Below are 25,829 nucleotides of genomic sequence, written 5' to 3'. Positions count from 1 at the left end.
TGATCAGACAACAGCGAGGCTAGACATGAAGACCGCTACTTTGGCGATTTTGGGCATGCTTGTTGTGGCTCCATTTGCCGCAGCCTCTGGAAGCGTAGCGCAGGAGGCGGCGTGCAGTATTGCCGGCACCTACGCTTTCCCGGATCTACCACCCAGCCGCAACAATATTGTTCCAAGCGTACAAAAACAGTTTGCGGCCATAGGCCTTCAGGCCAAGCAGGCGGGATGCGATATTGCCGTCACTTGCGCCTATCAAGCCGGGGCAGGAGCGACGGCGCGAGACCGCAGCAATTCGCAGTGCACGTCTGCTTCTATTCTTATTACCATGTACGAAACGCGCGGCACCGTTCGCAGCAGGCTGCGTTCGGAAATGACGGTGGAAAATCTGCGGCGGCCAGACATGACGTCACTCACCCCCGGGACGGTTTACGTCACGCTCCGGTAAGTTGCTGGGTTAAGGCTGAGGTTGCAACCCTTGCTGGAACCGTTCGGTCCTCAGCAAGGGTCAGAGCGATCAGGTTCTGCCGAATTCGTCCTCGATGCGGATGATGTCGTCTTCGCCGAGATATGAGCCTGTTTGGACCTCGATCAGCTCCAGTTCGATCTTTCCAGGGTTGGCGAGCCGATGCACGCAGCCAAGTGGCAAATAGATCGACTGGTTCTCGGAAAGTACCGTCACGTTACCATCGACAGTCACCTCGGCGGTACCGCGGACCACGATCCAATGCTCAGCGCGATGGTGGTGTTTCTGCAAGCTCAGTTTCTTGCCTGGCTTGACGAACAACCGTTTGACCTGGAACCGCTCGCCATTGAGGACCGAAGCATAACCTCCCCAGGGGCGGTACGCGGTCCGATGGATTTCCGTCAAGGCACTTGTCTGCTGTCGCGACTTGAGGCGCTTGACCACATCGCTGACTTTCTGCGCCTCTGAAAGGCGGCCGACATAGACGGCGTCATTGGTGGCAATCACGGCGATGTCCTCCAAGCCGGTTACCGCCACATGAGCATGGTCAGTGATGACAAGTGATCTGGATACGTCAGTGAGTGTCACCGCGCCGACACTAACGTTTTCGGCGTCATCCTGTTCGCCGTTCTTCCAGACCGCGTCCCAGCTGCCGAGATCTGACCAAGCAAAATCCACGGCCACTACTGAGGCCCGTTCGGTTTTCTCGAAGATCGCGTAATCAATGGAGATCTGAGGTGCCTTGGCAAAACTGGCTTCTTCCAATCGGATAAAGTCCAAGTCCTCTCTAGCCTGCGCCACGGATTCGACAGCTGCCCTATACGTATCAGGCGCAAGGCGCTCGGCCTCTGCCAATAGGCGTCGTGCCTCCAACATAAACATGCCAGAATTCCAGAGGTAGCCGCCTTCGCTGAGCATCTTGTGGGCGCGCTCGGCATCAGGTTTTTCTGCAAAGTGCTGGACCGCTGAAGCCGCACCACCGACCCGAGCCTCAGACCGTATGTAGCCAAAACCAGTTTCGGGGTAGGTGGGACTGATCCCAAACGTCACCAACTGGCCCCGTGTCGCGGCATCTGCGGCGTTATCAAGGGATGCCCAATAACCATCATCGACTATTACCTTATGGTCCGAAGGCAAAACATGGATCAGGGAGTCCGGTCCGAACCGTCGTGAAATGAACGCCGCACCAGCAATGATCGCAATTGCTGTATTGCGCGCCACGGGTTCGAGTAGAACCGCGGTCAGATCAACACCGATTTCTGCAGCCTGCTCGCCAATGATAAAGCGATATTCTGAATTTGTGATGACGACCGGTGCCGCGTATCTTTGGTTGGCCACTCTCTCCAAGGTCTGCTGAAACAGGCTCGTCGGCCCAGTGAGTGGTAGAAACTGCTTAGGACGCGCGGCCCTTGACATAGGCCATAAGCGCGTCCCCTGGCCGCCAGCCAGGATAAGAGGGACAACGACAGTGCTCATAAGCGTGCTTCTCCGCAGACACTTCACCACAGTCATATGCCAAGATTGCAATACTGTCTCTCGGCACCGAAACGCAATGTTTCCATGGTTAAATTTGGTGGCAACGGGGAGATATTTGCACGCGTGATCTTGCACATGGGAGCTATGCGCAAATGGCAAATATGAGGTTGGGGATGCACAAGGGCGGCGGGTAGGGTGGGGCTCGTGATAATCATCCTCTTTGGGAGAGCCAAAATGCTCGCGTCAGAAGATCGGCCACGGGATAACACTTATGCCATGCCTTGGGGCATGAACGATAACTGATCCACTAGGACTGCCGCTAGTCTTCGTCGTCTTCGACGTCGGTGAGGTAGACGGAGATTTCGATGTCGATGCCGTGCGTTGCTATGGCGGTGGCGGCGTGGGCGGGGAGGCGGGCGGACATGGCTTCGCCTTCGGCCGGGTAATCGAAGGCGATATCGAGCACCGCCTTGCCGATGCGCCGGTCTTCGAGCATGGCGGCGAGCGCAGGGCCGGAACGATCGGCGAGCTCAAGAATGGCGCGGACCGGATTATCGACGGGGACGTCGATCTGGGCATAGAAGCTGTCTTCAGCGTCCTCGGGCTCGTAGCGCACGCTGAGCTGGCGCAGTGCCGCGTCGAGATCGGCCTGGGCGATGGAGACGCCCGAGAGGCGCAGGGCCATGGCAAACGGCTCGAACTGGCTCATGCGTCGCGCCCTGCGGTTGCCGCGAACAGCGCAATCGCAGCCGCGTTGGAGACGTTGAGGGACTTGATCGGGCCGGGCATGTCGAGCCTCACCATCTCGTCGCACAATTCCCGGGTGCGCTGGCGCAGGCCCTTGCCCTCGGCGCCCATGACCACAGCCATGGGAACGGCCTCGGCGCGCGGCGTCAGGCGCTGGCTGGCTTCAGAGTCGAACCCCAGAACCAGAAGGCCACGCGCCTTGAGCTTTTCAAGCGTGTCACCGAGATTGCGCACTTCGATCATCGGTACCAAATCGAGCGCGCCTGAAGCGGCCTTGGCCATGACACCGGTTTCGCGGGGGGAGTGGCGGGCCGTGGTGATCACCGCATCGGCGCCAAAAGCGCAGGCGGTGCGCAGGATGGCCCCGACATTGTGCGGATCGGTGAGCTGATCAAGCACGACGACGAGCTTGAGATCGGCAATGTCCTCAAGGCTGAACCGGCTCACCGGATCGACTTCCAGCGCAACGCCCTGGTGCACCGCTTCCCCGCCGAGCAGGCGATCGAGTTCCTTGGGGTTGGTCTCGGTTACCCGGACCTTGCCGATCTCGCCCGTCTCCTTGAGCCGGTTGAGAGCGTTCGGCGTCGCCAGCAGCGTGGTCTTGACGCGATGGGGATTGTCCAGCGCGGCGCGCACCGTATGCAGGCCATAAAGATAGACCGGACCGGTATCAGGATCGTATTTGGGCTTGGGCGGAAACTTGTTGCGGCTCATGGCCGAGCGGTAGCCCTTTTGCAGCGCCTTCGCAATCCAAGACTGTGCGGCAGGCACAGCTTCCGGCACTCGATCTGCAACCGCACGGTCAGATGCAATTCTACTTCTCCCCGCAAGCACTAACTAACCAATGCGTTAAGCGTGAGGGAACGCCGGTGCTGCTTGCGCTATTGGGGAAGGGACTTCGGGGGGAGTTCAATGCACGACGACTGCGACATCGACGATCGGTTAAGGCGCTCCTTGCGAATCCTTCGGGCCTGGCTCTGGATGATGCGCCTCACGCGTGATCCGGATGAGGTTGCCATGCTCTTGCGCACAGAAGCGCGGGCACTGGTGGCCCTGGGCCGCAAATATCCCAGCAAAGCCCGCCAGATCGGCCGGTTGATCGTCGGCTATCACCGCGCCCTTGAAAAGCTCAAGGGAATGTTTCCACCGCCTGATGTGAAATTGCCAGCGTGAAGGGGAATGGAGCGGGTAGCGGGAATCGAACCCGCGTATTCAGCTTGGAAGGCTGCTGCTCTACCATTGAGCTATACCCGCATCGTGCGTTCGCTTAGCAAGTTCGGCCCACTTATGGCAAGGGTGCGGTGTCGTCGTCCCCAAAATTTGGCAAGCTACACAATTTCTTGCCGGTGAGATGCGCTTGGGTGTTGACACCTTTGCGACAGCCAACCATAAACCGCCCCGACGAACGCGACAGCATTCGTGTCCTGCCCAAAATGTGGAGGGGTGGGAGAGTGGTTAAATCCATCAGACTGTAAATCTGACGCCTCAGGCTACACTGGTTCGAATCCAGTCCCCTCCACCAAATCCTCGACAGAACGACATCGAACCGGGGCGGCCACCGAGCAGGCCGCACATCGCCTGCATTTGCTGAGTCGATGCATTTGCTGAGCCAAATGCCGGGTGAATCGCATAAGGCTGGTTGCCAGACGATTCCTCTCTGGCGATTTGCTTCGATGAAAACCTATATACTTCCCCATACCGAACTTGCCCTTTCCAGCGTGGTGCTGGGGCTGATGCGCATCGCGAAGATGAGCAATGGCGAAATCCAGGCTCTCGTGGGCGCAGCGCGCGAGGTGGGTATCACGGTATTCGACCATGCCGATATCTATGGGGGTGAACGGCATCTCTGCGAAGCGCGCTTTGGCGAAGCGATGCAGCTGAAGGCCGCCGACCGGGAACAGATGGTCATTCAGTCCAAGGTGGGAATCAGGCGCGGCTGGTTTGATTTTTCCAAGGAGCATATCCTGCAGACGGTGGATGAATCGCTTGCCGCCTTGCGCACGGACTATCTCGACGTGCTGCTGCTGCATCGCCCCGATACGCTGGTGGAGCCCGAGGAGGTGGCAGAGGCGTTCGACAGGCTTTATGCCTCCGGCAAGGTTCGGCATTTCGGCGTGTCCAATCATACGCCGGGTCAGATCGAATTGCTCAAGTCGGCCGTTCGCCAGAGGCTGTCGTTCAATCAGGTGCAACTCAGCGTCACGCATGCTAATCTCTTTGCGCAGGGCATCGCGGCCAACATGGCCGGTCTCGACCAATCGATCTCGCGGGACGTCGGTCTTCTGGATTATTCCCGGCTCAACGGGGTGATGCTGCAGGCCTGGTCTCCCTTCCAGAAGCAGTTCTTCGATGGCGTTTTCCTTGGCGATCAGGAGAATTATGCCGAACTCAACACCGTGCTCGACGAACTGGCCGCTAAATATGGTGTGACGCCCACCGGCATTGCCGTGGCCTGGATCACCCGGCACCCGGCCAATATCCAGGTCGTGCTGGGCACTACCAAGCCCGAGCGGGTCAGGGAATCAGCGGCAGGTTCGGATGTGCGCCTCGAGCGCGAGGAATGGTACCGGCTGTTCCGCGCTGCGGGCCACAAGGTCCCCTGAGGCGACACAACTAGCGGGGATTGGGATGCAAGACCCACTTGCATCCTTCCTTCTTTGCCATTAGACACGGCCTCGCCTGAAGGGGTTTAGCTCAGTTGGTAGAGCATCGGTCTCCAAAACCGAGGGTCGTGGGTTCGAGTCCCCCAGCCCCTGCCAGGCACAATCACCGACATTTTCTCTCCGACGATCGGGCCGTGCACCGGCACTTGCTTGGCCGGTCCTTCTGATTTCTGTTAGGCTGGCATGCCTGGTCAGCAGTTGGAACTCGTTCGGGCTCCTGCGCCTTAATGCTGATCGTTTTCCTGGGTGCGACACGTGACCAACCAGATTTCTCCTGACGCGGTAGAAAAATTTCTTGAAACACCCGACCTTGCCGATGCGTTCGAAAACGAGCGCTTCCGGCAGTTTCTCGACCATATGCCATTTGGCGTTGCGGTGTCGGAAATGAGCCCGCAAGAGCGGATCGTCTACTTCAACCCGGCTTTTGCCGAATATATGAAGATCGACGGTTCGCTGGTCGGCAAGGATTGGAAGGCGCTGCCGGAATGCCTGGCATCGGCGGAAAGCGGTCAGCCGCTTGTTGAGCAGATCGATAACGTGGAAGACCATCTTGGCGGCTTTCATGGTCCCAGTGACGTCCACATCGAGGCGTGGAGCAGCCTGATCGAGGACGATGCAGGCATAGCCCAGTTTCGTATGCTCGCCGTTGTGCCGATGCCGAGCCGCAATGATGCCTTGCTCAGCCAGATCACCGAAAAGGATACGCTGCTGCGCGAATTGCAGCACCGGGTGAAGAACAACCTGCAGATGATCACCGCGCTGATCCGGATGGAAGCTCGGCAATTGCCGGATGAAAGCGGTGATGCCTTCCAGCGGCTGGCTGGGCGCATCAACTCGCTCGCGCTGCTCTATTCGGCTCTCTACGATCAGAATACCGAGGAGGGCATCGATCTCGGTGCGTATCTGGGACAAGTCGCTTCCGCGGTAATGGCAGCGCAGGCCAAGGAGGGCATTCGGCTCAACCTCCAGGTGGATACCTGGCCCTGCTCGATCAACGTGGCCATGCCCACAGGCCTGGTGGTCAATGAACTTCTGACCAACGCGCTCAAGCACGCTTTTCCTGACGGAGAGGGCGGAACGATAAAGCTGCATGCGCTGGTGGACGAGCGCGGATGCAAGGTGATCGTGGCCGATGATGGGGTGGGCTTTTCAGGGGATGCGAGCTGGCCCAAGCCGGGCAAGCTCAGCGCACTCATCGTGCACTCGCTGCGCGAAAATGCCGGCGCATCGCTCGACGTGCAATCGGCGCCGGGGCAGGGGGTCAGCGTGGAGATTTTCTTTGCGCGTCAACGCGCCGAGCCCGAAGCCTGAGCGTCTACTCCGCAGCAACAGGTAAGTGATCGGTTGCCAGTTTTTGCGTGTGACGGGCCTTGAGCTTGTTCAGCTGATGTGCGGCATGGGTGAGCAGCGCGGTGCGAACCTGATCATGGGGCACATGGCCGCAATCGGCCTTCACCGGAAGGTCGAGCGAATACTGGGTGATATTGCCCATGAAGGTTTCCCTGATGCGCACGCGCACGGCGCCGGTGATCCTTTGGGGAATCGCCTTGTGCGGACCGAAATGCAGGAGCTGACAGCCAACCACTTCGAAAGACATCGCTCCCTCCATGAGCTCTGCCAACTTTTGGGCACATTTCAATCCAATGCCAAAGAAAGCCCCGGTGCAAGCGGATTCCGCGCTGTTTTGCACTTATGCTTTACAAGCGGGTGTTTTCGCGGGGTGCCTGCGGCAGCGATTCTCTTGTGGTGCCCTGTTGCAATATGCAGCCAAAGTCTCTAGATAGCCCGCTCTAGCCGTGCGGGAAACCTGCGCGGCCTTTGGTTTTGCACCAAGAAACGAGTTGATTTGCCCATGGCCCGCACGAACCCGATCCAGTTTCTCCAGCAGGTTCGCTCGGAAGTCAGCAAGGTTACCTGGCCCAGCCGCAACGAAGTCCTGATCTCCTCGATCATGGTCGTCGTGCTGGTGATCATGGCCAGCCTGTTTTTCCTGCTGGCCGACCAGGTGATCTCCTGGCTCGTGTCTCTGATGTTGTCGATCCGCTAAGCGGGTCTGGTTTTTAAGGTTTACTGGGAGCGGCACCCTCTTATGGCCAAGCGCTGGTACATCGTTCAGGCGTATTCGAACTTCGAGCGCAAGGTGGCGGAAGACATTCGCCAGAAGGTTGCGCAGAAGAAGCTCGAGCACCTGTTTGAAGACGTGATCGTGCCGACCGAGAAGGTCGTGGAGATTCGTCGTGGCCGAAAGGTGGATGCGGAACGCAAGTTCTTTCCCGGCTATGTGCTGGTGAAGATGGACATGACCGACGAGGCGTTCCATCTGATCAAGAATACCCCGAAGGTGACCGGTTTCCTGGGTGCAGACAACAAGCCCATGCCGATCTCGGAGAACGAGGCCATGTCGATCCTGCAGCAGGTGCAGGAAGGCGTGGATCATCCCAAGCCCTCCGTCAGCTTCGAAGTGGGCGAGAACGTGCGGGTGTCGGACGGTCCGTTCGCCAGCTTCAACGGCGTGGTCGAGGAAGTTGACGAAGAGCGCTCGCGCCTCAAGGTCGAGGTGTCGATCTTTGGCCGCCCGACGCCCGTGGAGCTCGAATACGGTCAGGTCGAAAAGGTCTGATCCGGCGCGGCCGCGACCGCGTCAAATGAGATTTCGGCGACAGCCGGAAACTGCCGGAGCGATCCGGCAAAACCCGTGGAAGGGGATGGCGCTTAGCCAGCGTCAGGAAACTGTACCACGGCTTCAACTGCCACTCGTGGCATTTTGGAAGGATAGAACATGGCTAAGAAGATTACGGGCTATATCAAGCTCCAGGTGCCGGCTGGCTCTGCCACCCCGTCGCCCCCGATCGGTCCTGCTCTCGGTCAGCGCGGCCTCAACATCATGGAATTCTGCAAGGCCTTCAATGCGGCCACGCAGGAACTGGAAAAGGGTTCGCCCATTCCGACCGTGATTACGGCCTATGCCGACAAGAGCTTCACCTTCGAGATGAAGCAGCCGCCGGTGACCTACTTCATCAAGAAGGCGCTCAACCTCAAGTCCGGCTCCAAGCTGCCGGGCAAGGACAGCGCCGGCACGATCTCGCAGGCACAGCTGCGCGACATCGCCGAGAAGAAGATGAAGGACCTCAACGCCGACGACGTTGAAACCGCAATGACCATGATCGCCGGTTCCGCGCGTTCCATGGGCATCCAGGTCGAGGGCTAAGTACCATGGTAAAGATCGCAAAGAAGGTCGCCGCCGCTCGTGAAGGCATCGACCGCAACAAGCTCTACAGCCTCGAGGACGCCATCAAGATGGTGAAGTCGAAGGCCTCGGCCAAGTTCGACGAATCCGTCGAGATCGCCATGAACCTGGGCGTCGACCCGCGCCACGCAGACCAGATGGTCCGCGGCGTCGTCTCGCTGCCCAACGGCACCGGCAAGACCGTTCGCGTCGCCGTGTTCGCTCGTGGCGCCAAGGCCGATGAAGCCAAGGCCGCTGGTGCTGACATTGTCGGTGCCGAAGACCTGATGGAGACCATCCAGTCCGGCAAGCTCGATTTCGATCGCTGCATTGCCACTCCGGACATGATGCCGCTGGTCGGTCGTCTCGGTAAGATCCTGGGCCCGCGCAACCTGATGCCGAACCCCAAGGTCGGTACCGTGACCATGGACGTCAAGGGTGCCGTCGGGGCAGCCAAGGGCGGCGCCGTTGAATACCGCGTCGAGAAGGCTGGTATCATCCATGCCGGTATCGGCAAGGTGTCGTTCTCCGAGGAAGCACTCCTGCAGAACATCAAGGCCTTTACCGACGCCGTCGTGAAGTCCAAGCCGGCTGGCGCCAAGGGCACCTATGTCAAGAAGGTCGCCGTGTCGTCCACCATGGGCCCCGGTGTCCATGTCGAGCCGGGTACGGCCATCTAAGGAAATTCCGGGCGGTTCGCCGCCCGGTTTCGCCGCTCCCTTCGGAGCTGCGTAAAGTCCTGTCCCAGACTGCCGGCCGGCGCAAGCCGTTAATCCCGATTTCGGGGCCTGCAATAGACGGGGTGAAAACCCAATTCCTGAGCCTTAGGCTGATGGGTTGCGGTTCGAACCTAAGCCAGTTGCCCCTCGGGGCGCTCGGTTGGCAGGCACTAACCGTTGTTCCCCGGCCCCAAAGGGGTGGGGGGCAGCAATTGGCAATGGCTCCAAGGGTTCGCCCAAAGAGCCAGACTAGTGGAGACTAGTGTGGAAAGAGCGGAAAAGAGTGCCGTTATCGCCTCGCTCCAGGAAGCCCTCGCGGGCGCTGGATCGATCGTGGTCGCGCACAATACCGGCCTGACCGTCGCTGCGTTCACAGATCTGCGTGTGCAGGTCAAGAAGGCTGGCGGCAAGGTCAAGGTCGCAAAGAACCGCCTTGCCAAGCTTGCTCTTAAGGAAACCGATGTCGCGGACATTTCGGGCCTGTTCACCGGCCCGACCGTCATCGCCTATGCGGAAGACCCCGTCGCTGCACCCAAGATCGCAGCGGCCTTCGCCGAGAAGAACCAAAAGTTCGTCATTCTCGGTGGTGCCATGGGTCAGACCGCTCTCGACGCCGATGGCGTCAAGGCGCTGGCTACGCTGCCGTCGCTCGATCAGCTGCGCGCAAAGCTCGCAGGCCTGGTCAAGCAGCCGGCAACGAACATCGCTTCCATTCTCGTGCAGCCGGGTGCGGGCATTGCTCGCGTTCTCAAAGCTCACGCAGAAAAGAGCGAAGCGGCGTAAGGCCGTTCCAAACTACCTCAACATTCGAACCCAAACCCAAACTGAAAAGAGTATAAAATGGCTGCTGATCTCGCCAAGCTCGTTGACGACCTGTCCGCCCTGACCGTTCTGGAAGCTTCCGAACTGTCCAAGCTGCTGGAAGAAAAGTGGGGCGTTTCCGCCGCTGCTCCGGTTGCTGTCGCTGCTGCCGCTGGTGGTGGTGCCGCTGCTCCGGCCGCTGAAGAAAAGACCGAATTCGACGTGATCCTCGCCTCCTTCGGCGACAACAAGATCAACGTCATCAAGGAAGTCCGTGGCATCACCGGCCTGGGCCTGGGCGAAGCCAAGGCGCTGGTCGAAGGCGCTCCGAAGGCCGTCAAGGAAGGCGTGTCCAAGGCTGAAGCCGAAGACATCAAGAAGAAGCTGGAAGATGCCGGCGCAAAGGTCGAACTGAAGTAATTTCAGTTTTTGCCTTGAAATATGCGAAATGGCGCTTTATGTGCCATTTCGCTTTTCCGTTTCTGACGGAACGATTCGCCAGGGCCGATTGGATGGGTCCAGGCGCCAATTTGCGGAAATATATGACGATTTCGGATGTCGCGGGCATAAACAAGCCTCTGATGACCTCGCTGCGGCCTGTGCCGCGTGCGGGGCTTTAGTCGCTGTTCACGCGTCTGTGATCTCGCTCCCGGCCGGGGCGGGGTCCGTCCAAGCTTTCTTCAGGCCGGACTGAATTGACGACCAGGCATATATCCCGAGCGCCGACGGCTGATAGTCGGGTCTTTGGATATCTGCCTCCGAGACAATGCCATAACAACGCAGTGCCGAAAAAGGTTCTCAGACTTTTTTCGGTGCAGCGCAAAATACTGAAACAGGAGCTTTCATGGCTACCACGTTCAACGGCCGCCGCAAGGTTCGCAAGTCCTTCGGGTCCATCCGCGAAGTCACGGAGATGCCCAACCTGATCGAAGTCCAGAAGGCTTCCTACGATCAGTTCCTGCTGGTCGACGAGCCCAAGGGCGGTCGTCCGGACGAGGGGCTTCAGTCCGTGTTCCGCTCGGTGTTCCCGATCACCGACTTCTCGAACACGGCCAGCCTGGAATTCGTGCGCTACGAATTTGAACAGCCCAAGTATGACATCGACGAGTGCCGTGCGCGCGATATTACCTTCGCTGCCCCGCTCAAGGTGACGCTGCGGCTGATCGTGTTCGAAGTGGACGAGGAAACCGGCGCCAAGTCCGTCAAGGACATCAAGGAGCAGGACGTCTACATGGGCGACATGCCCTTCATGACGTCGAACGGCACGTTTATCGTGAACGGCACCGAGCGCGTCATCGTCTCGCAAATGCATCGCTCGCCCGGCGTGTTCTTCGATCACGACAAGGGCAAGACCCATTCCTCGGGCAAGCTGCTGTTCGCCGGGCGCATCATTCCCTATCGCGGTTCCTGGCTCGATATCGAATTCGACGCCAAGGACATCGTCTATGCGCGTATCGACCGCCGCCGCAAGATTCCGGTGACGTCGCTGCTCAAGGCGCTCGGCATGGATGCCGAGGAAATCCTGGCGACCTATTACAACACCCTGCAGTACGAGAAGTCCGACAAGGGCTGGCGCGTGCCTTACGATGCTGAGAAATGGAAGGGCGCAAAGCCCAGCCATGACCTGATCGACGCCAAGACCGGCGACGTGGTGCATGAGGGCGGCAAGAAGCTTTCCGCCCGGCAGGCCAAGAAGCTGGCCGAGAACGGCCTCGAGCACCTGCTGGCGGTCGATGAAGACCTCTACGGCATGTACATCGCCGAAGACCTGGTCAACCTCAAGACCGGCGAAATCTATGCCGAGGCCGGCGACGAAATCGACGAGAAGGTGCTGACCAAGCTGGTCGACCTCGGTTTCGACGAGCTGCCGATCCTTGACATCGACCACATCACCATCGGGGCCTATCTGCGCAACACGCTCGCCGTGGACAAGAACGAAAGCCGTGAAGACGCGCTGTTCGACATTTACCGCGTGATGCGTCCGGGTGAGCCCCCGACCGTTGAAACTGCCGAAGCCATGTTCCAGTCGCTGTTCTTCGACAGCGAACGCTATGACCTGTCCGCCGTCGGTCGCGTGAAGATGAACATGCGCCTCGAGCTCGATGCTCCCGACACCATGCGCACGCTGCGCAAGGAAGATATCGTTGAGGTTGTCCGCACTCTGGTCGACCTGCGCGATGGTCGTGGCGAAATCGACGACATCGACAATCTCGGCAATCGCCGTGTTCGTTCGGTCGGCGAACTCATGGAAAACTCCTATCGCCTTGGCCTGCTCCGCATGGAACGCGCCATCAAGGAGCGCATGAGCTCGGTCGAAATCGACACGGTGATGCCGCAGGACCTGATCAACGCCAAGCCGGCTGCCGCCGCGGTGCGTGAGTTCTTCGGTTCTTCGCAGCTGTCGCAGTTCATGGACCAGACCAATCCGCTCTCGGAAATCACCCACAAGCGCCGCCTGTCGGCTCTTGGACCTGGTGGTCTCACTCGCGAGCGCGCAGGCTTCGAAGTCCGTGACGTGCATCCGACCCATTATGGTCGTATCTGCCCGATCGAGACGCCGGAAGGCCCGAATATCGGTCTGATCAACTCGCTGTCGACCTTTGCCCGCGTCAACAAGTACGGTTTCATCGAGACCCCGTACCGCAAGATCGTCGATGGCAAGCTGACCGACGAGGTCGTTTACCTCTCGGCCATGGAAGAGGCCAAGCACTACGTCGCCCAGGCCAACGTCACCTTCACCAAGGATGGCGAGCTCGAGCACGATCTGGTGGTTGCACGCCATGCCGGCGACAACGGCCTAACGCCTAAGGAAAACGTCGACCTCATGGACGTTTCCCCCAAGCAGATGGTGTCTGTCGCCGCCTCGCTGATCCCGTTCCTGGAAAACGACGACGCCAACCGCGCTCTCATGGGCTCGAACATGCAGCGTCAGGCCGTGCCGCTGCTGCGTGCCGAAGCCCCGTTCGTGGGCACCGGCATGGAGCCTGTCGTGGCCCGTGACTCCGGCGCCGCCATCGTGGCCAAGCGCACCGGTATCGTCGATCAGGTCGACGCCACCCGCGTCGTCATCCGCGCCACGGAAGAAACCGATGCGTCGAAGTCGGGCGTGGACATCTACAACCTGATGAAGTTCCAGCGTTCGAACCAGTCGACCTGTATCAACCAGCGTCCGCTGGTTGTCGTGGGCGACCACATCAATGCCGGTGACATCATTGCTGACGGCCCATCGACGGAACTGGGCGACCTGGCCCTGGGTCGCAACGTGCTCGTCGCGTTCATGCCCTGGAACGGCTACAACTTCGAAGATTCCATCCTGCTCAGCGAAAAGATCGCCATGCAGGACGTCTTCACCTCGATCCACATCGAGGAATATGAAGTGATGGCCCGCGATACAAAGCTTGGCCCCGAGGAAATCACGCGCGACATTCCGAACGTGTCGGAAGAAGCGCTCAAGAGCCTCGACGAAGCCGGTATCGTTCACATCGGTGCCGAAGTGCAGCCGGGTGACATCCTGGTGGGCAAGATCACGCCCAAGGGCGAAAGCCCGATGACGCCGGAAGAAAAGCTCCTGCGCGCCATCTTCGGTGAAAAGGCCTCGGACGTTCGCGATACCTCGCTCCGCGTGCCGCCCGGCGATGCCGGTACTGTCGTTGAAGTGCGCGTGTTCAACCGCCACGGCATCGACAAGGACGAGCGTGCCATGGCCATTGAGCGCGAGGAAATCGAGCGACTGGCCAAGGACCGTGACGACGAACAGTCGATCCTTGACCGTAACGTCTATGCCCGCCTCAAGGAGATGCTGTTCGGCAAGGCCGCGACGGCGGGTCCGAAGGGCTATGTCACCGGCACCAAGCTCAACGATTCCATCTTCGAAGCGCAGCCGCGCGCGAAGTGGTGGCAGTTCGCGGTCGAAGACGACAAAGTCATGACCGAGATGGAAGCTCTTCATGCCCAGTATGAAGAGAGCCGCCGTCTGCTTGAACAGCGCTTCATCGACAAGGTCGACAAGTTGCAGCGCGGCGACGAACTTCCGCCAGGCGTGATGAAGATGGTCAAGGTCTTCATCGCGACCAAGCGCAAGATCCAGCCGGGCGACAAGATGGCCGGCCGCCACGGTAACAAGGGTGTGGTTTCCCGCATCGTGCCCGTCGAAGACATGCCGTATCTCGAAGACGGCACCTCGGTGGACATCGTGCTGAACCCGCTCGGCGTGCCCTCGCGCATGAACGTGGGCCAGATCCTCGAGACGCACCTGGGCTGGGCTTGTGCCGGCATGGGCAGGAAGATCGACGAGATGGTTCGCGCCTATCATGCCAAGGGCGACCTCAAGCCGCTGCGTCTCGAAATCGGCGAGCTCTTTGCCAATGACGAGACGATCACCGATCTCGACGACGACGGTCTGATCCGTCTGGGCGAGCACCTGTCCAAGGGTGTTCCGATCGCGACCCCGGTGTTCGACGGCGCCAAGGAAGCCGATATCGTCGAGATGCTGGAGCGGGCAGGACTGAAGTCCTCGGGTCAGTCGACCGTCTTTGATGGCCGAACCGGCGAGCAGTTCGACCGTCAGGTGACGGTTGGCTACATCTACATGCTCAAGCTGGACCACCTGGTGGACAACAAGATCCACGCGCGTTCCATCGGGCCGTACTCGCTGGTTACCCAGCAGCCGCTGGGCGGCAAGGCCCAGTTCGGTGGTCAGCGCTTCGGCGAAATGGAAGTGTGGGCTCTCGAAGCGTATGGCGCCGCCTATACGCTGCAGGAAATGCTCACCATCAAGTCGGACGACGTGGCAGGTCGTACGAAGGTCTACGAGGCCATCGTGCGCGGCGACGACACCTTCGAAGCGGGTATCCCGGAAAGCTTCAACGTGCTGGTCAAGGAAATCCGGTCGCTCGGTCTCAATGTCGAACTTGAGAACCGCGAGCTGGATGGCCCGGCCAACGAAGCTGAAGGCGAACTCGCGCCTCCTCAGGAAGCGGCGGAATAATCCGGCACTTCCAACCCCATTCACCTTCCGGTCGGATCAGCAGCCAAGTCTGCGATCCGGGCGGATAGAGGAGAGAATAGATGAACCATCATTCCCACGTCATGGACCCGTTCAACCCGGCCATCCCGGTGCAGACCTTCGATCAGATGAAGATCTCGATCGCGTCGCCGGAAAAGATCCTTTCCTGGTCCTACGGCGAGATCAAGAAGCCCGAGACCATCAATTACCGCACGTTCAAGCCCGAGCGTGACGGCCTGTTCTGCGCGCGCATCTTTGGCCCCGTGAAGGACTACGAGTGCCTGTGCGGCAAGTACAAGCGCATGAAGTTCAAGGGCGTCATCTGCGAAAAGTGCGGTGTGGAAGTCACCCTCAGCCGCGTCCGCCGCGAGCGCATGGGCCATATCGAACTGGCCGCTCCGGTTGCCCACATCTGGTTCCTCAAGTCCCTGCCGAGCCGCATCGCGCTGCTGCTCGACATGACTCTGAAGGATATCGAGCGCATCCTCTATTTCGAGAACTATGTCGTTCTCGATCCGGGCCTGACCCCGTTCACGCAGAACGAACTGCTCACCGAAGAGCAATTCCTCGATGCGCAGGACGAGTATGGCGCCGACACCTTCACCGCCAAGATCGGCGCCGAAGCGATCCGCGATATCCTCCTCAACCTCGACCTCGAAAAGATCGCGGCTGACCTGCGCGTGGAAATCGCCGAGTCGACCACTGAGCTGAAGCCCAAGAAGCTGGCCAAGCGCCTCAAGATCGTCGAGCAGTTCATCGTGTCGGGCAACAAGCCCGAATGGATGATCATGACCGTCATCCCGGTCATTCCGCCCGAGCTGCGCCCGCTTGTTCCGCTCGATGGCGGCCGGTTCGCGACGTCTGATCTCAACGATCTCTACCGTCGCGTCATCAACCGCAACAATCGCCTCAAGCGCCTGATCGAGCTGCGTGCGCCGGACATCATCATCCGCAACGAAAAGCGCATGCTGCAGGAAGCTGTGGATGCTCTGTTCGACAACGGCCGCCGTGGTCGCACCATCACCGGTGCGAACAAGCGTCCGCTCAAGTCGCTCTCCGACATGCTCAAGGGCAAACAGGGTCGCTTCCGCCAGAACCTGCTTGGCAAGCGCGTGGACTATTCGGGCCGTTCGGTCATCACCGTGGGGCCCAACCTCAAGCTGCACCAGTGCGGTCTTCCCAAGAAGATGGCGCTCGAGCTGTTCAAGCCCTTCATCTACTCGCGCCTCGAAGCCAAAGGTTTCAGCTCGACGGTGAAGCAAGCCAAGAAGCTGGTCGAGAAGGAAAAGCCCGAAGTCTGGGATATCCTGGACGAAGTCATCCGCGAGCATCCGGTTCTGCTGAACCGCGCGCCGACGCTTCACCGTCTTGGCATCCAGGCCTTCGAGCCGATCCTGATCGAAGGCAAGGCCATCCGTCTGCATCCGCTCGTCTGCTCGGCCTTCAATGCCGACTTCGACGGCGACCAGATGGCCGTGCACGTCCCGCTGTCGCTCGAAGCGCAGCTGGAAGCGCGCGTGCTGATGATGTCGACCAACAACATCCTGCACCCGGCAAACGGCCAGCCGATCATCGTGCCCTCCCAGGACATCGTGCTGGGTCTCTACTATCTATCGCTGATGAATGACGGCGAGCCGGGCGAAGGCATGGCCTTCGGTTCCTATGCCGAACTCGAGCATGCCATCGACAACAAGGTCGTCACCCTCCACACCAAGATCAAGGCGCGCGTGCCGGCTTGGGACGAGAATGGCAACAAGACCACCGAGATCGTGGAAACGACCCCGGGCCGTATGCTCATCGGCCAGATCCTGCCCCAGAACCCGGCAGTGCCGTTCGCCACGGCGAACCAGCTGATGACTAAGAAGATGATCTCCAAGATGATCGACACCGTGTATCGCGGTTGCGGCCAGAAGGAGACGGTCATCTTCTGTGACCGCGTCATGCAGCTCGGCTTCAAGAACGCTTGTGACGCAGGCATTTCGTTCGGCAAGGACGACATGGTTATCCCGGCGTCCAAGTACACGATCGTGGACGAGACCCGTAAGCTGGTCGAGGAATTCGAGCAGCAGTACAATGACGGCCTGATCACCCAGGGCGAAAAGTACAACAAGGTCGTCGACGCCTGGGCCAAGTGCGGCGACAAGGTTGCCGAAGAAATGATGGACGCGATCCGCAAGGTTCAGATCGATCAGGAAACCGGTCGCCAGAAGCCGATCAACTCGGTTTACATGATGAGCCATTCCGGTGCTCGTGGTTCGCCGGCACAGATGAAGCAACTCGCCGGCATGCGCGGCCTGATGGCCAAGCCGGATGGCTCGATCATCGAGACGCCGATCACCGCAAACTTCAAGGAAGGCCTGAACGTGCTGGAGTACTTCAACTCCACCCACGGTGCCCGCAAGGGTCTGGCCGATACCGCCCTGAAGACCGCCAACTCGGGTTACCTGACCCGCCGTCTGGTGGACGTTGCGCAGGACGCGATCATCATCACCGAGGATTGCGGCACCGAACGCGGCCTGACCATGGAGCCGATCGTCGATGCCGGCCAGGTGGTGGCTTCGATTGGCCAGCGTGTTCTGGGTCGCACCACTGCGGATGACGTGTTCCATCCGTTGACCGGCGACTTGATTGCGCCCAAGGGCACTCTGCTCGAGGAAAAGCATGTCGACGTGATCGAAGAGGCTCGCATTCAGTCGATCCGCATCCGCTCGCCGCTGACCTGTGATCTGCGTCAGGGTTGCTGCGCGGCCTGTTATGGTCGTGACCTGGCACGCGGTACCCCGGTCAATATCGGTGAAGCTGTCGGCGTGATCGCCGCTCAGTCCATCGGTGAACCCGGCACCCAGCTGACCATGCGTACCTTCCACATCGGTGGTACGGCGCAGGTGGTCGACAGCTCGTTCCTGGAGTCGGGCGCCGAGGGCAAAGTCGAGATCCGCAATGCCAACCTCGCCACTGTCGAAGGCGGCAAGCAGGTCGTCATGGCTCGTAACGTGTCGCTCGTCATCGTCGATGGGGAAGGCAAGGAGCGCGCTACTCACAAGGTGACCTACGGCTCCAAGCTGCTCGTCAAGGAAGGCGACACTGTCCGCCGTGGCCAGCGTCTTGCCGAATGGGACCCCTATACCCGTCCGATCCTGGCAGAAGTCGAAGGCGAGGTTGTGTTCGAGGACCTGGTCGATGGTGCTTCCGTTGCGGAAAACACCGACGAGGCCACCGGCTTCACCAAGCGCGTGGTCATCGACTGGCGCGGCAATCAGCGCGGTGAAGGCCTCAAGCCTGCCCTCGCAATTTCTCGTGGCGGCTCGATCGCCAAGGTCGAACGTGGTGGCGATGCCCGTTACCTGCTCTCGGTCGACGCGGTTATTGCCGTGGAGCCGGGCGAGAAGGTTGCTCCGGGTGACGTCCTGGCCCGTATTCCGCTGGAATCGGCCAAGACCAAGGACATCACCGGCGGTCTGCCGCGCGTGGCCGAACTGTTTGAAGCCCGTCGTCCGAAGGATCACGCTATCATCGCCGAGATCGATGGTACGATCCGCTTCGGTCGCGACTACAAGAACAAGCGTCGCGTCATCATCGAGCCGAATGAAGACGGTGCCGATCCGGTCGAATACCTGATCCCGAAGGGCAAGCCTTTCCACCTCCAGGAAGGCGATGCGATCGAGAAGGGCGAGTACATTCTGGACGGCAATCCCGCTCCGCATGACATCCTTGCCATCAAGGGCGTCGAAGAGCTGGCGCGCTACCTCGTGAACGAGATCCAGGAAGTCTATCGTCTGCAGGGCGTGTTGATTAACGACAAGCACATCGAAGTGATTGTTCGCCAGATGCTGCAGAAGGTCGAAATCGTCGATCCGGGTGAGAGCGGCCTGCTCAAGGATGAGCAGCTCGACAAGCTGGACTTCGACGAGCTCAACGATGCGTTGGTCGCCGAAGGCAAGAAGCCTGCAACGGCCAACCCGGTCCTGCTCGGCATTACCAAGGCGTCGCTGCAGACCCGCTCGTTCATCTCTGCGGCATCCTTCCAGGAGACGACGCGCGTCCTCACCGAGGCTGCAGTGTCCGGCAAGGCCGACCTTCTCGAAGGTCTGAAGGAAAACGTCATCGTGGGCCGACTGATCCCGGCCGGTACCGGTGCCGGCCAGTCCAAGGCCAAGCAGATCGCCTCCAAGCGCGACGATCTGATCCTGGATGAACGCCGCCGCCAGGCGGAGACGGTGAAGATCGCCGCTCCCGCCGCCGAGTAAGACGACCGTCATTCGTGAACTGGAAAGGGGCCCTCGGGCCCCTTTTCTTTTGCCCTCCGAGCACCGCTTGACGACATTCATTAAAAATGGAATGTTTGTTTCGCAGGTGGCTTAAAATAGAACATACGGGCCATTTCTGCGGAGGTTCACGAGGGAGGAAATCGATGAACATTCTTACGAAGGGCCTCGCTGCCCTGGCGCTTGCCGCTGCCGTTTTGCCGGCCACCGTCATGCCTGCCGCCGCGGAGGGAGAGCGGTTCGTGCTTGTGTCCCATGCTCCGGATTCGGACAGCTGGTGGAACACGATCAAGAACGCCATTGCCCTGGCAGGCGAACAGATGGATGTGACCGTCGAGTATCGCAACCCACCGACCGGTGACCTCGCCGACATGGCTCGCATCATCGAACAGGCTGCTGCGTCCGGCCCCAATGGCATCATCGCGACCATCGCCGACTTCGACGTGCTCAAGGGGCCGCTGGCCGATGCCGTAGACCGGGGCATTCCAGTGATCACCATCAATTCGGGGACGGTCGAGCAGTCCAAGGAAATCGGGGCGCTGCTGCACGTTGGCCAGCCGGAATACGATGCGGGCTTCGGGGCAGGGGAGCAGGCAAAGGCAGCCGGCGTCACCAGCTTCCTGTGCGTCAACCACTACATCACCAACCCGGCCTCGGTTGAGCGGTGTCAGGGTTTTGCCGATGCGCTGGGCGTCGAGCTGGGCAATCAGATGATCGATGCCGGACAGGACCCTGGCGAAATCCAGTCCAAGGTCGCGGCGTACCTGCAGACCAATCCCGACACCAATGGCATCCTGACTCTCGGCCCAACCTCTGCACATCCGACCATTGCCGCTCTCAATGCTACCGGACAGGCCGGCGCCATCTTCTTCGGTACCTTCGACCTTTCCACCGAGATCGCCGCTGCCGTGAAGGACGGTACGATCAACTTCGCCATCGACCAGCAGCCGTTCCTGCAGGGCTATCTCCCTGTCGTCGTGCTGACCAATCTGGCGCGTTACGGCGTGGTGCCGGGCAATTCGATCAATTCGGGCCCGGGCTTCATCACCAAGGACAATATCGCCCTGGTCGAGCAATATGCGGGTCAGTACCGCTGATCTTTTCCGGTCATCCGGGGCCGCTTCGGCCCCGGATATTCTGACAGGCGCGTGGCGCCCTCTGTATCTCGGAGACATCTGAATGGTTGACCAGCCCCCGGGCGCGCCGACCGCCGATGAACGTGTTCAGCGGCAGTCGACCCTGCGTCGTGCCTTTGTCCGCCCCGAACTCGGCGCCATGGCGGGCACAGTGCTTGTATTCATCTACTTTGCCATCGTCGCCGGCGGTACCGGCATGTTTGCGGCCGACGGCATCATGAACTGGGGTGTCGTATCGGCGCAGTTCGCGATCATCGCGGTGGGTGCCTGCCTGCTGATGATCGCGGGCGAGTTCGACTTGTCCGTGGGCTCGATGATCGGGTTTGCCGGTATCGTGATCGCCCTGCTCAGCGTGCATCTGGGTTGGCCAATGTGGGCCTCGATCATCGCGGCTTTCATCGTAGCGATGCTGATTGGGGCGGCCAACGGGTACCTGGTGATCAAGACCGGCCTGCCATCCTTCATCGTCACCTTGGCCTCGCTCTATATCCTGCGCGGCCTGACCATCTACCTTTCCATCTCCACGACGCGGCAGACCATTATCGGTGGGGTCCGTGAGGCGGCGCAGGGCGACTGGCTAGCTACCCTGTTCGGGGGGAAGGTCCTCGGGTTCATTTTCTACTGGCTGGCGGATATGGGCTGGATTGCAACCTTTCAGGCGGGCAACCGGGCAGGGCAGCCGGTCGTCGACGGGATTCCCATGCTGATGATCTGGGCCATTGCCCTCATCATCTTCGCTCATGTGCTTTTGACCCGGACGCGTTTCGGCAACTGGATCTATGCCGCCGGCGGCGATGCCAAGGCGGCCCGCTATGTCGGCGTGCCTGTCGATCGCGTGAAGATTGCCATGTTCGTGTTCTCGGCTTTCTGCGCGACGATCTTTGCGGCCTGCCAAGTTATGGAATTCGGCTCGGCAGCGGCGGACCGTGGCCTGCTCAAGGAGTTCGAGGCCATCATTGCCGTTGTGATCGGCGGCGCGCTCCTGACCGGCGGTTATGGCTCGGTGATCGGTGCAGCTCTGGGTGCACTGATCTTCGGGGTGGTGCAACAGGGTCTGTTCTTCGCAGGTGTCGAAAGCTCGCTGTTCCGCGTGTTCCTTGGGGTTATCCTGCTGCTGGCGGTCATCCTCAACACCTATATCCGCCGCCTCATTACAGGGGAGCGCTGAGCCATGGCCGATACACCTCTTATCGAGCTCATCGACATCAAAAAGCAGTTCGGTCCGGTAATTGCGCTCAATGGCGTGTCCGTTTCCGTCATGCCGGGCGAGTGTCATTGCCTGCTGGGGGACAATGGCGCTGGCAAGTCGACCTTCATCAAGACAATGGCGGGCGTACACAAGCCGACTTCTGGTGAAATCCGGATGAACGGCAAGAGCGTCAGCTTTGCCGATCCGCGTGAGGCCATGAATGCCGGTGTTGCCACCGTCTACCAGGACCTCGCGATGATCCCGCTCATGTCGGTAACGCGCAATTTCTGGATGGGCCGTGAACCGCGCAGGCGCTTCGGACCCTTTCAGTTCCTCGATATGGATCGCGCAAATCGGATCACGCTCGAGGAAATGCGGCGCATGGGCATTCAATTGCGGGCGCCGGACCAGGCCGTGGGGACCCTCTCGGGCGGTGAACGGCAGACCGTGGCCATTGCGCGTGCGGTCTATTTTGGGGCTAAGGTGCTCATTCTCGACGAGCCCACCTCAGCGCTGGGTGTGCGCCAGACTGCGAATGTGCTGGCGACCATCGATCGGGTTCGCAAAACCGGTGTGGGCATCGTCTTCATTACCCACAATGTGCGGCACGCCATGGCCGTTGGTGATCGGTTTACGGTGCTCAATCGCGGCAAGACATTGGGCACGGCCCTCAAGGGGGAGCTGCAGCCGGAGCAATTGCAGGACATGATGGCGGGTGGCGCCGAGATGGCTGAACTCAGCTCGTCACTCGGCGGTACTGTCTAGAAGGATCGGATCAGGACATGTCGAATACGATTGGCGTCGGGCTTATCGGCACGGGCTATATGGGCAAGTGCCACGCTCTGGCCTGGACCTCCGTCAAGGCGGTTTTCGGAGCGGGGCCCCGTCCGAGGCTTGTGCATCTTGCAGAGGCCAATGAAGAACTGGCCTTTAAGAAAGCCGATGAGTTCGGCTTTGACCGCGCCACGGGAGACTGGCGTCAACTGATTGCCGATAGCGAGGTGGATGTGGTGTCGGTGACGACGCCCAATGCCTTTCACGCGGAAATGGCGATTGCGGCTCTGGAGGCGGGCAAGCATGTATGGTGCGAAAAGCCCATGGCGGTAAGCCTGGTCGATGCGCAGCGCATGGCCGATGCTGCCCGCGCCAGCGGCCGGGTGGCCATTTTGGGCTACAATTACATCCAGAACCCCATGGTGCGGCAGATTGGCGACCTGATCGCATCGGGCGCAATTGGCGTGCTCAACCATGTGCGGGTCGAGATGGATGAGGACTTCATGGCCGATCCTGAGGCCTTGTTCTATTGGAAGAGCGAAGCCAGTTCCGGCTACGGTGCGCTGGACGATTTCGCGGTCCACCCCCTCAGTTTGCTCCAGACGCTGATCGGCAATCCGACAAGGGTGTTCGCGCACCAGGCCAAGCCTTATGCGGACCGTCCGCTGGCCGACGGCGGCCGCCGGACCGTAGAGACGTTCGATATCGCCAATGTGCTGTTCGAGATCGGTGAGATCAGCGGCGTGCTTGCCGTCAATAGGTCTGCCTGGGGTCGCAAGGGCAGGATCGCGTTGCAGATCTTCGGTTCAGCGGGAAGTATCGTGTATGATCAGGAGCGGATGAATGAGCTTCAGATCTACCAAGCCAACGGACCGGCCGGAGCACAGGGATATACAAGCATTCTGGCGGCGCCCGTGCACATGCCTTATGACCGATTCATTCCGGCGCCGGGCCACGGCCTGGGTTTCAACGACCTCAAGATCATCGAATGTCACGAATTGCTGAATGCCATGTCGGGCATGCCAGCACGCGTTGTCGACTTCGACAGGGGTCTGGAGATCGAGCGGATTGTCCATGCCATGGCTGCCAGCCATGACAGTCAGGACTGGGTCCATATCGCGGCGGAGTAGGGCCGCCGGAGCGGCCCGCCCCCTCATCAAAACATTTCGTTATTTTCATCTGGCTGAGGCAAGGTCTTGCCATCGGGCCTGTCGAGGGCATCGAGCCTGGCCACGTCATCGGCGGAGAGGGTGAAATCCCAGACGTCGAAATTTTCTGCGGCGCGTTCGGGCTTGCTGCTCTTGGGCAGGACAATGAGGTTCTGCTGGATATGCCAGCGGATGATGACCTGAGCAGCCGATTTGCCGTGACGTTCTGCAATCTCAGAGATTGCAGGGTTCTCGAACAGCCCAGTGTCCTTGCCGCCCAGCGGACTATAGCATTCAAGCTGAATATCGTGGTCGCGATGCCATTCGCGAATGTCCCGCTGTTGATAGGCGGGGTGAAGCTCCACCTGGTTGACTGCGGGAACCACGCCGGTTTCGGCTATGATGCGCTGGATGTGCTCGGGCAGAAAGTTGGACACCCCGATCGAGCGCACTCGGCCCTGCTTCTGAAGCTCGACGAATGCTTTCCACGTTTCTGCATATTTGTCATGCGCCGGTGCAGGCCAGTGGATCAGGAACAGGTCCAGATAATCGAGTTGCAGCCGGTCGAGCGATTCTTCCAAGGATCGCATGGCGCTGTCATAACCCTGATGGCCGTTCCGCAACTTGGAGGTGATGAAGAGATCTTGCCGATCGATGTCAGCTTCGGCAATCGCGCGGCCGACGCCGGCCTCGTTGTCGTAACCCTGGGCCGTGTCAATGTGACGATAACCGGCCTTGATCGCTGCGCCCACCACATCAGGTGCGTCATCTTCCTCAAGCCTCCAGACGCCGAATCCGAGCTGGGGTATGGCCTGGCCGTCATTAAGGGGGATCGCGGGACATTTCTGCATGACAAATTCTCCTTTTGGTCCCTAACGGCACCAACAACGCCCGGGCTGCACAAATCGAAAAATGTTAATTGAAGGGTAGGGACCAGCATGCCCTCCCTGTGTAGCTTGCGCTTGGGTCCGCCGAACGCTTTTCTGCATTATCGTCCAGTGCCTGTCGCGGTGCGTATCTGGGTCCAATCCCGCGAAACGCATGGCTCTCCCTCGGATTTTTCACGAAAGAATCCTTGACGGAGCGAGTCATCGGTTCTAAACAGCGCCTACCTTAGCGGTCGGTCGTGATTGTCACACCGGGTCCCTGCCACCTAGCGCGGGAATCCAGGACGATCAAACACACTGTCGGGTAACTAGACGAAGTAAATCCTTGTGCGCATGACTGCTGCCTTTGCGGGTAGGTGGTCCGCTGCAATTGAGGCGCCGCCGAGTCCGTAGAGGGTTCGTGCGAGCGCCGCTTTGGTTTGCTTGTGTAGACCGTATAATTTTGGACCAATGGAAAGAGCGCAATGCCCACCATTAATCAGCTGATCCGCAAGCCACGCGCCAGCAAGCCAAAGCGGAACAAAGTTCCGGCCATGGAAGCAAATCCGCAGAAGCGCGGCGTTTGCTCTCGTGTGTACACGACGACCCCGAAGAAGCCGAACTCGGCTCTCCGTAAGGTTGCCAAGGTTCGCCTGACCAACCAGCGTGAAGTGATCTCGTACATCCCGGGCGAAGGTCACAACCTTCAGGAGCACTCCGTCGTGCTCATCCGCGGCGGCCGCGTTCGCGACTTGCCGGGTGTTCGCTATCACGTGCTCCGCGGCGTCCTCGACACGCAGAGCGTGAAGGATCGCAAGCAGCGTCGTTCGAAGTACGGCGCGAAGCGTCCGAAGTAAGGAGATCGAGATATGTCCCGTCGTCACCGCGCAGAAAAACGCGACGTTATTCCTGATCCCAAGTTCGGCGATCTGGTCGTCACCAAGTTCATGAATTCCCTGATGAAGGACGGCAAGAAGTCTGCTGCCGAATCCATCGTCTATGGCGCCTTCGACATCGTCGAAAGCAAGACCAAGCAGGACCCTATCACCGTGTTCCACGGCGCCCTGGACAATATCCGTCCGGCTGTCGAAGTGCGTTCGCGCCGCGTTGGTGGTGCCACGTACCAGGTTCCAGTCGAAGTCCGTACTGACCGTCAGCAGGCCCTGGCCATCCGCTGGCTCATCGACAGCGCCCGCAAGCGCGGCGAGAACACCATGCGTGAACGCCTCTCCGGCGAGCTCATGGATGCGATGAACGGCCGTGGTCAGGCCGTCAAGAAGCGCGAAGATACGCACCGTATGGCTGACGCCAACCGTGCCTTCTCGCACTACCGCTGGTAGTAGGAGCGCCC

The 25,829-nt window shown here is 59.9% G+C and carries 23 protein-coding genes and 3 tRNA genes; 20 read left to right on the top strand and 6 right to left on the bottom strand.

The features are described 5' to 3' along the window. Positions 1-25 precede the first annotated feature (25 nt). Positions 26-445: a hypothetical protein gene (locus VE26_RS08020; protein ID WP_046104481.1), complete on the top strand. Its 420-nt coding sequence runs from the start codon at positions 26-28 to the stop codon at positions 443-445. A 69-nt stretch (positions 446-514) separates the two neighbouring features. Here VE26_RS08020 and VE26_RS08015 read toward each other — a convergent pair whose 3' ends face one another. From VE26_RS08015 to rlmB, 3 genes are all read right to left on the bottom strand, one after another. Then, a complete protein-coding gene (locus VE26_RS08015) occupies positions 515-1,939 on the bottom strand; it encodes a mannose-1-phosphate guanylyltransferase/mannose-6-phosphate isomerase (protein WP_046105148.1) in 1,425 nt (474 codons plus the stop codon). Between the two features lie 319 nt (positions 1,940-2,258). Further along, positions 2,259-2,648, bottom strand: coding sequence for a hypothetical protein (locus VE26_RS08010; protein WP_046104480.1), 390 nt, complete (start codon positions 2,646-2,648; stop codon positions 2,259-2,261). Then, positions 2,645-3,400 (bottom strand): 23S rRNA (guanosine(2251)-2'-O)-methyltransferase RlmB, encoded by a 756-nt coding sequence (gene rlmB, locus VE26_RS08005; protein WP_046105147.1) that lies wholly within the window; start codon positions 3,398-3,400, stop codon positions 2,645-2,647. Before rlmB ends, VE26_RS08010 begins: the two co-directional genes overlap by 4 nt. Before the next feature lie 198 nt (positions 3,401-3,598). Here rlmB and VE26_RS18055 point away from each other — a divergent pair, with 198 nt between their 5' ends. Next, a complete protein-coding gene (locus VE26_RS18055) occupies positions 3,599-3,859 on the top strand; it encodes a hypothetical protein (protein WP_046104479.1) in 261 nt (86 codons plus the stop codon). 7 nt (positions 3,860-3,866) lie between these two features. Here the strand turns inward: VE26_RS18055 and VE26_RS07995 are convergent. Continuing rightward, positions 3,867-3,940, bottom strand: a tRNA-Gly gene (locus tag VE26_RS07995). 183 nt (positions 3,941-4,123) lie between these two features. Here VE26_RS07995 and VE26_RS07990 point away from each other — a divergent pair. The 4 genes from VE26_RS07990 (at position 4,124) to VE26_RS07975 (ending at position 6,660) form a co-directional block, all read left to right on the top strand. Next, positions 4,124-4,208, top strand: a tRNA-Tyr gene (locus VE26_RS07990). Positions 4,209-4,359: 151 nt separating this feature from the next. Then, positions 4,360-5,289, top strand: coding sequence for an aldo/keto reductase (locus tag VE26_RS07985; RefSeq protein ID WP_046105146.1), 930 nt, complete (start codon positions 4,360-4,362; stop codon positions 5,287-5,289). Positions 5,290-5,369: 80 nt separating this feature from the next. Beyond that, positions 5,370-5,445 (top strand) — tRNA-Trp (locus VE26_RS07980). Between the two features lie 159 nt (positions 5,446-5,604). Next, positions 5,605-6,660: a sensor histidine kinase gene (locus VE26_RS07975; RefSeq protein ID WP_046104478.1), complete on the top strand. Its 1,056-nt coding sequence runs from the start codon at positions 5,605-5,607 to the stop codon at positions 6,658-6,660. 4 nt (positions 6,661-6,664) lie between these two features. On the opposite strand, the gene VE26_RS07970 is transcribed toward VE26_RS07975, so the two are convergent. Further along, positions 6,665-6,946, bottom strand: a complete 282-nt coding sequence (locus tag VE26_RS07970; protein ID WP_046104477.1) for a hypothetical protein — start codon at positions 6,944-6,946, stop codon at positions 6,665-6,667. A 255-nt stretch (positions 6,947-7,201) separates the two neighbouring features. Here VE26_RS07970 and secE point away from each other — a divergent pair, with 255 nt between their 5' ends. The 12 genes from secE to VE26_RS07910 all read left to right on the top strand — a co-directional run bounded on the left by secE (position 7,202) and on the right by VE26_RS07910 (position 23,594). Beyond that, positions 7,202-7,396 carry a preprotein translocase subunit SecE gene (gene secE / locus VE26_RS07965; RefSeq protein ID WP_046104476.1) on the top strand — a complete coding sequence of 65 codons (195 nt, stop codon included), beginning with the start codon at positions 7,202-7,204 and terminating at the stop codon, positions 7,394-7,396. Positions 7,397-7,438: 42 nt separating this feature from the next. Then, positions 7,439-7,969 (top strand): transcription termination/antitermination protein NusG, encoded by a 531-nt coding sequence (gene nusG / locus VE26_RS07960; RefSeq protein ID WP_046104475.1) that lies wholly within the window; start codon positions 7,439-7,441, stop codon positions 7,967-7,969. 159 nt (positions 7,970-8,128) lie between these two features. Beyond that, positions 8,129-8,557: a 50S ribosomal protein L11 gene (rplK, locus tag VE26_RS07955; protein ID WP_046104474.1), complete on the top strand. Its 429-nt coding sequence runs from the start codon at positions 8,129-8,131 to the stop codon at positions 8,555-8,557. A gap of 5 nt (positions 8,558-8,562) precedes the next feature. Then, the gene (gene rplA / locus VE26_RS07950; RefSeq protein ID WP_046104473.1) at positions 8,563-9,255 is read left to right on the top strand and encodes a 50S ribosomal protein L1; all 693 of its coding nucleotides are present in this window, start codon (positions 8,563-8,565) and stop codon (positions 9,253-9,255) included. A gap of 303 nt (positions 9,256-9,558) precedes the next feature. Continuing rightward, complete coding sequence (gene rplJ / locus VE26_RS07945; RefSeq protein WP_046104472.1) at positions 9,559-10,077, top strand: 50S ribosomal protein L10; 519 nt, start codon at positions 9,559-9,561, stop codon at positions 10,075-10,077. Positions 10,078-10,134: 57 nt separating this feature from the next. Next, the gene (gene rplL, locus VE26_RS07940; RefSeq protein WP_046104471.1) at positions 10,135-10,515 is read left to right on the top strand and encodes a 50S ribosomal protein L7/L12; all 381 of its coding nucleotides are present in this window, start codon (positions 10,135-10,137) and stop codon (positions 10,513-10,515) included. Positions 10,516-10,939: 424 nt separating this feature from the next. Beyond that, positions 10,940-15,082 (top strand): DNA-directed RNA polymerase subunit beta, encoded by a 4,143-nt coding sequence (gene rpoB / locus VE26_RS07935; RefSeq protein WP_046104470.1) that lies wholly within the window; start codon positions 10,940-10,942, stop codon positions 15,080-15,082. A gap of 80 nt (positions 15,083-15,162) precedes the next feature. Next, positions 15,163-19,347 carry a DNA-directed RNA polymerase subunit beta' gene (gene rpoC / locus VE26_RS07930; RefSeq protein ID WP_046104469.1) on the top strand — a complete coding sequence of 1,395 codons (4,185 nt, stop codon included), beginning with the start codon at positions 15,163-15,165 and terminating at the stop codon, positions 19,345-19,347. Between the two features lie 164 nt (positions 19,348-19,511). Beyond that, on the top strand, positions 19,512-20,462 hold the full coding sequence (locus VE26_RS07925; RefSeq protein ID WP_046104468.1) for a sugar ABC transporter substrate-binding protein: 951 nt from the start codon (positions 19,512-19,514) through the stop codon (positions 20,460-20,462). A gap of 82 nt (positions 20,463-20,544) precedes the next feature. Then, entirely contained in the window at positions 20,545-21,669 is a 1,125-nt protein-coding gene (locus VE26_RS07920; RefSeq protein ID WP_046104467.1) for an ABC transporter permease, read from the top strand. Between the two features lie 3 nt (positions 21,670-21,672). Further along, positions 21,673-22,455 (top strand): ATP-binding cassette domain-containing protein, encoded by a 783-nt coding sequence (locus tag VE26_RS07915; protein ID WP_046104466.1) that lies wholly within the window; start codon positions 21,673-21,675, stop codon positions 22,453-22,455. Between the two features lie 17 nt (positions 22,456-22,472). Further along, positions 22,473-23,594 carry a Gfo/Idh/MocA family protein gene (locus tag VE26_RS07910; RefSeq protein WP_046104465.1) on the top strand — a complete coding sequence of 374 codons (1,122 nt, stop codon included), beginning with the start codon at positions 22,473-22,475 and terminating at the stop codon, positions 23,592-23,594. Positions 23,595-23,620: 26 nt separating this feature from the next. Here the strand turns inward: VE26_RS07910 and VE26_RS07905 are convergent, their stop codons facing one another. Then, positions 23,621-24,463: an aldo/keto reductase gene (locus tag VE26_RS07905; protein WP_046104464.1), complete on the bottom strand. Its 843-nt coding sequence runs from the start codon at positions 24,461-24,463 to the stop codon at positions 23,621-23,623. 500 nt (positions 24,464-24,963) lie between these two features. On the opposite strand from VE26_RS07905, the gene rpsL reads away from it, so the two are divergent. Both rpsL and rpsG read left to right on the top strand, forming a co-directional pair. Next, positions 24,964-25,335, top strand: a complete 372-nt coding sequence (gene rpsL, locus VE26_RS07900) for a 30S ribosomal protein S12 (RefSeq protein WP_035080811.1) — start codon at positions 24,964-24,966, stop codon at positions 25,333-25,335. 12 nt (positions 25,336-25,347) lie between these two features. Continuing rightward, entirely contained in the window at positions 25,348-25,818 is a 471-nt protein-coding gene (rpsG, locus tag VE26_RS07895) for a 30S ribosomal protein S7 (RefSeq protein ID WP_046104463.1), read from the top strand. The last annotated feature ends 11 nt before the right edge of the window (positions 25,819-25,829 follow it).

Source organism: Devosia chinhatensis (assembly GCF_000969445.1).
Classification (GTDB): domain Bacteria; phylum Pseudomonadota; class Alphaproteobacteria; order Rhizobiales; family Devosiaceae; genus Devosia; species Devosia chinhatensis.
The sequence above is the reverse complement of the archived record's forward strand: the minus strand, read 5'-3'. Positions and strand labels throughout refer to the sequence as shown.

Excerpts from the sequence above, each read along its gene's own strand:
- VE26_RS07910 (WP_046104465.1), top strand. The coding sequence starts at position 22,473 with ATGTCGAATACGATTGGCGTCGGGCTTATCGGCACGGGCTATATGGGC.
- VE26_RS18055 (WP_046104479.1), top strand. The coding sequence starts at position 3,599 with ATGCACGACGACTGCGACATCGACGATCGGTTAAGGCGCTCCTTGCGA.
- rlmB (WP_046105147.1), bottom strand. The coding sequence starts at position 3,400 with ATGAGCCGCAACAAGTTTCCGCCCAAGCCCAAATACGATCCTGATACC.
- rpsG (WP_046104463.1), top strand. The coding sequence starts at position 25,348 with ATGTCCCGTCGTCACCGCGCAGAAAAACGCGACGTTATTCCTGATCCC.
- VE26_RS07985 (WP_046105146.1), top strand. The coding sequence starts at position 4,360 with ATGAAAACCTATATACTTCCCCATACCGAACTTGCCCTTTCCAGCGTG.
- VE26_RS08010 (WP_046104480.1), bottom strand. The coding sequence starts at position 2,648 with ATGAGCCAGTTCGAGCCGTTTGCCATGGCCCTGCGCCTCTCGGGCGTC.
- rplL (WP_046104471.1), top strand. The coding sequence starts at position 10,135 with ATGGCTGCTGATCTCGCCAAGCTCGTTGACGACCTGTCCGCCCTGACC.
- VE26_RS08020 (WP_046104481.1), top strand. The coding sequence starts at position 26 with ATGAAGACCGCTACTTTGGCGATTTTGGGCATGCTTGTTGTGGCTCCA.
- secE (WP_046104476.1), top strand. The coding sequence starts at position 7,202 with ATGGCCCGCACGAACCCGATCCAGTTTCTCCAGCAGGTTCGCTCGGAA.
- VE26_RS07970 (WP_046104477.1), bottom strand. The coding sequence starts at position 6,946 with ATGTCTTTCGAAGTGGTTGGCTGTCAGCTCCTGCATTTCGGTCCGCAC.
- rplK (WP_046104474.1), top strand. The coding sequence starts at position 8,129 with ATGGCTAAGAAGATTACGGGCTATATCAAGCTCCAGGTGCCGGCTGGC.
- rplA (WP_046104473.1), top strand. The coding sequence starts at position 8,563 with ATGGTAAAGATCGCAAAGAAGGTCGCCGCCGCTCGTGAAGGCATCGAC.
- nusG (WP_046104475.1), top strand. The coding sequence starts at position 7,439 with ATGGCCAAGCGCTGGTACATCGTTCAGGCGTATTCGAACTTCGAGCGC.
- VE26_RS07925 (WP_046104468.1), top strand. The coding sequence starts at position 19,512 with ATGAACATTCTTACGAAGGGCCTCGCTGCCCTGGCGCTTGCCGCTGCC.
- VE26_RS07915 (WP_046104466.1), top strand. The coding sequence starts at position 21,673 with ATGGCCGATACACCTCTTATCGAGCTCATCGACATCAAAAAGCAGTTC.
- rpoC (WP_046104469.1), top strand. The coding sequence starts at position 15,163 with ATGAACCATCATTCCCACGTCATGGACCCGTTCAACCCGGCCATCCCG.
- VE26_RS07905 (WP_046104464.1), bottom strand. The coding sequence starts at position 24,463 with ATGCAGAAATGTCCCGCGATCCCCCTTAATGACGGCCAGGCCATACCC.
- rpoB (WP_046104470.1), top strand. The coding sequence starts at position 10,940 with ATGGCTACCACGTTCAACGGCCGCCGCAAGGTTCGCAAGTCCTTCGGG.
- VE26_RS08015 (WP_046105148.1), bottom strand. The coding sequence starts at position 1,939 with ATGAGCACTGTCGTTGTCCCTCTTATCCTGGCTGGCGGCCAGGGGACG.
- rpsL (WP_035080811.1), top strand. The coding sequence starts at position 24,964 with ATGCCCACCATTAATCAGCTGATCCGCAAGCCACGCGCCAGCAAGCCA.
- VE26_RS07920 (WP_046104467.1), top strand. The coding sequence starts at position 20,545 with ATGGTTGACCAGCCCCCGGGCGCGCCGACCGCCGATGAACGTGTTCAG.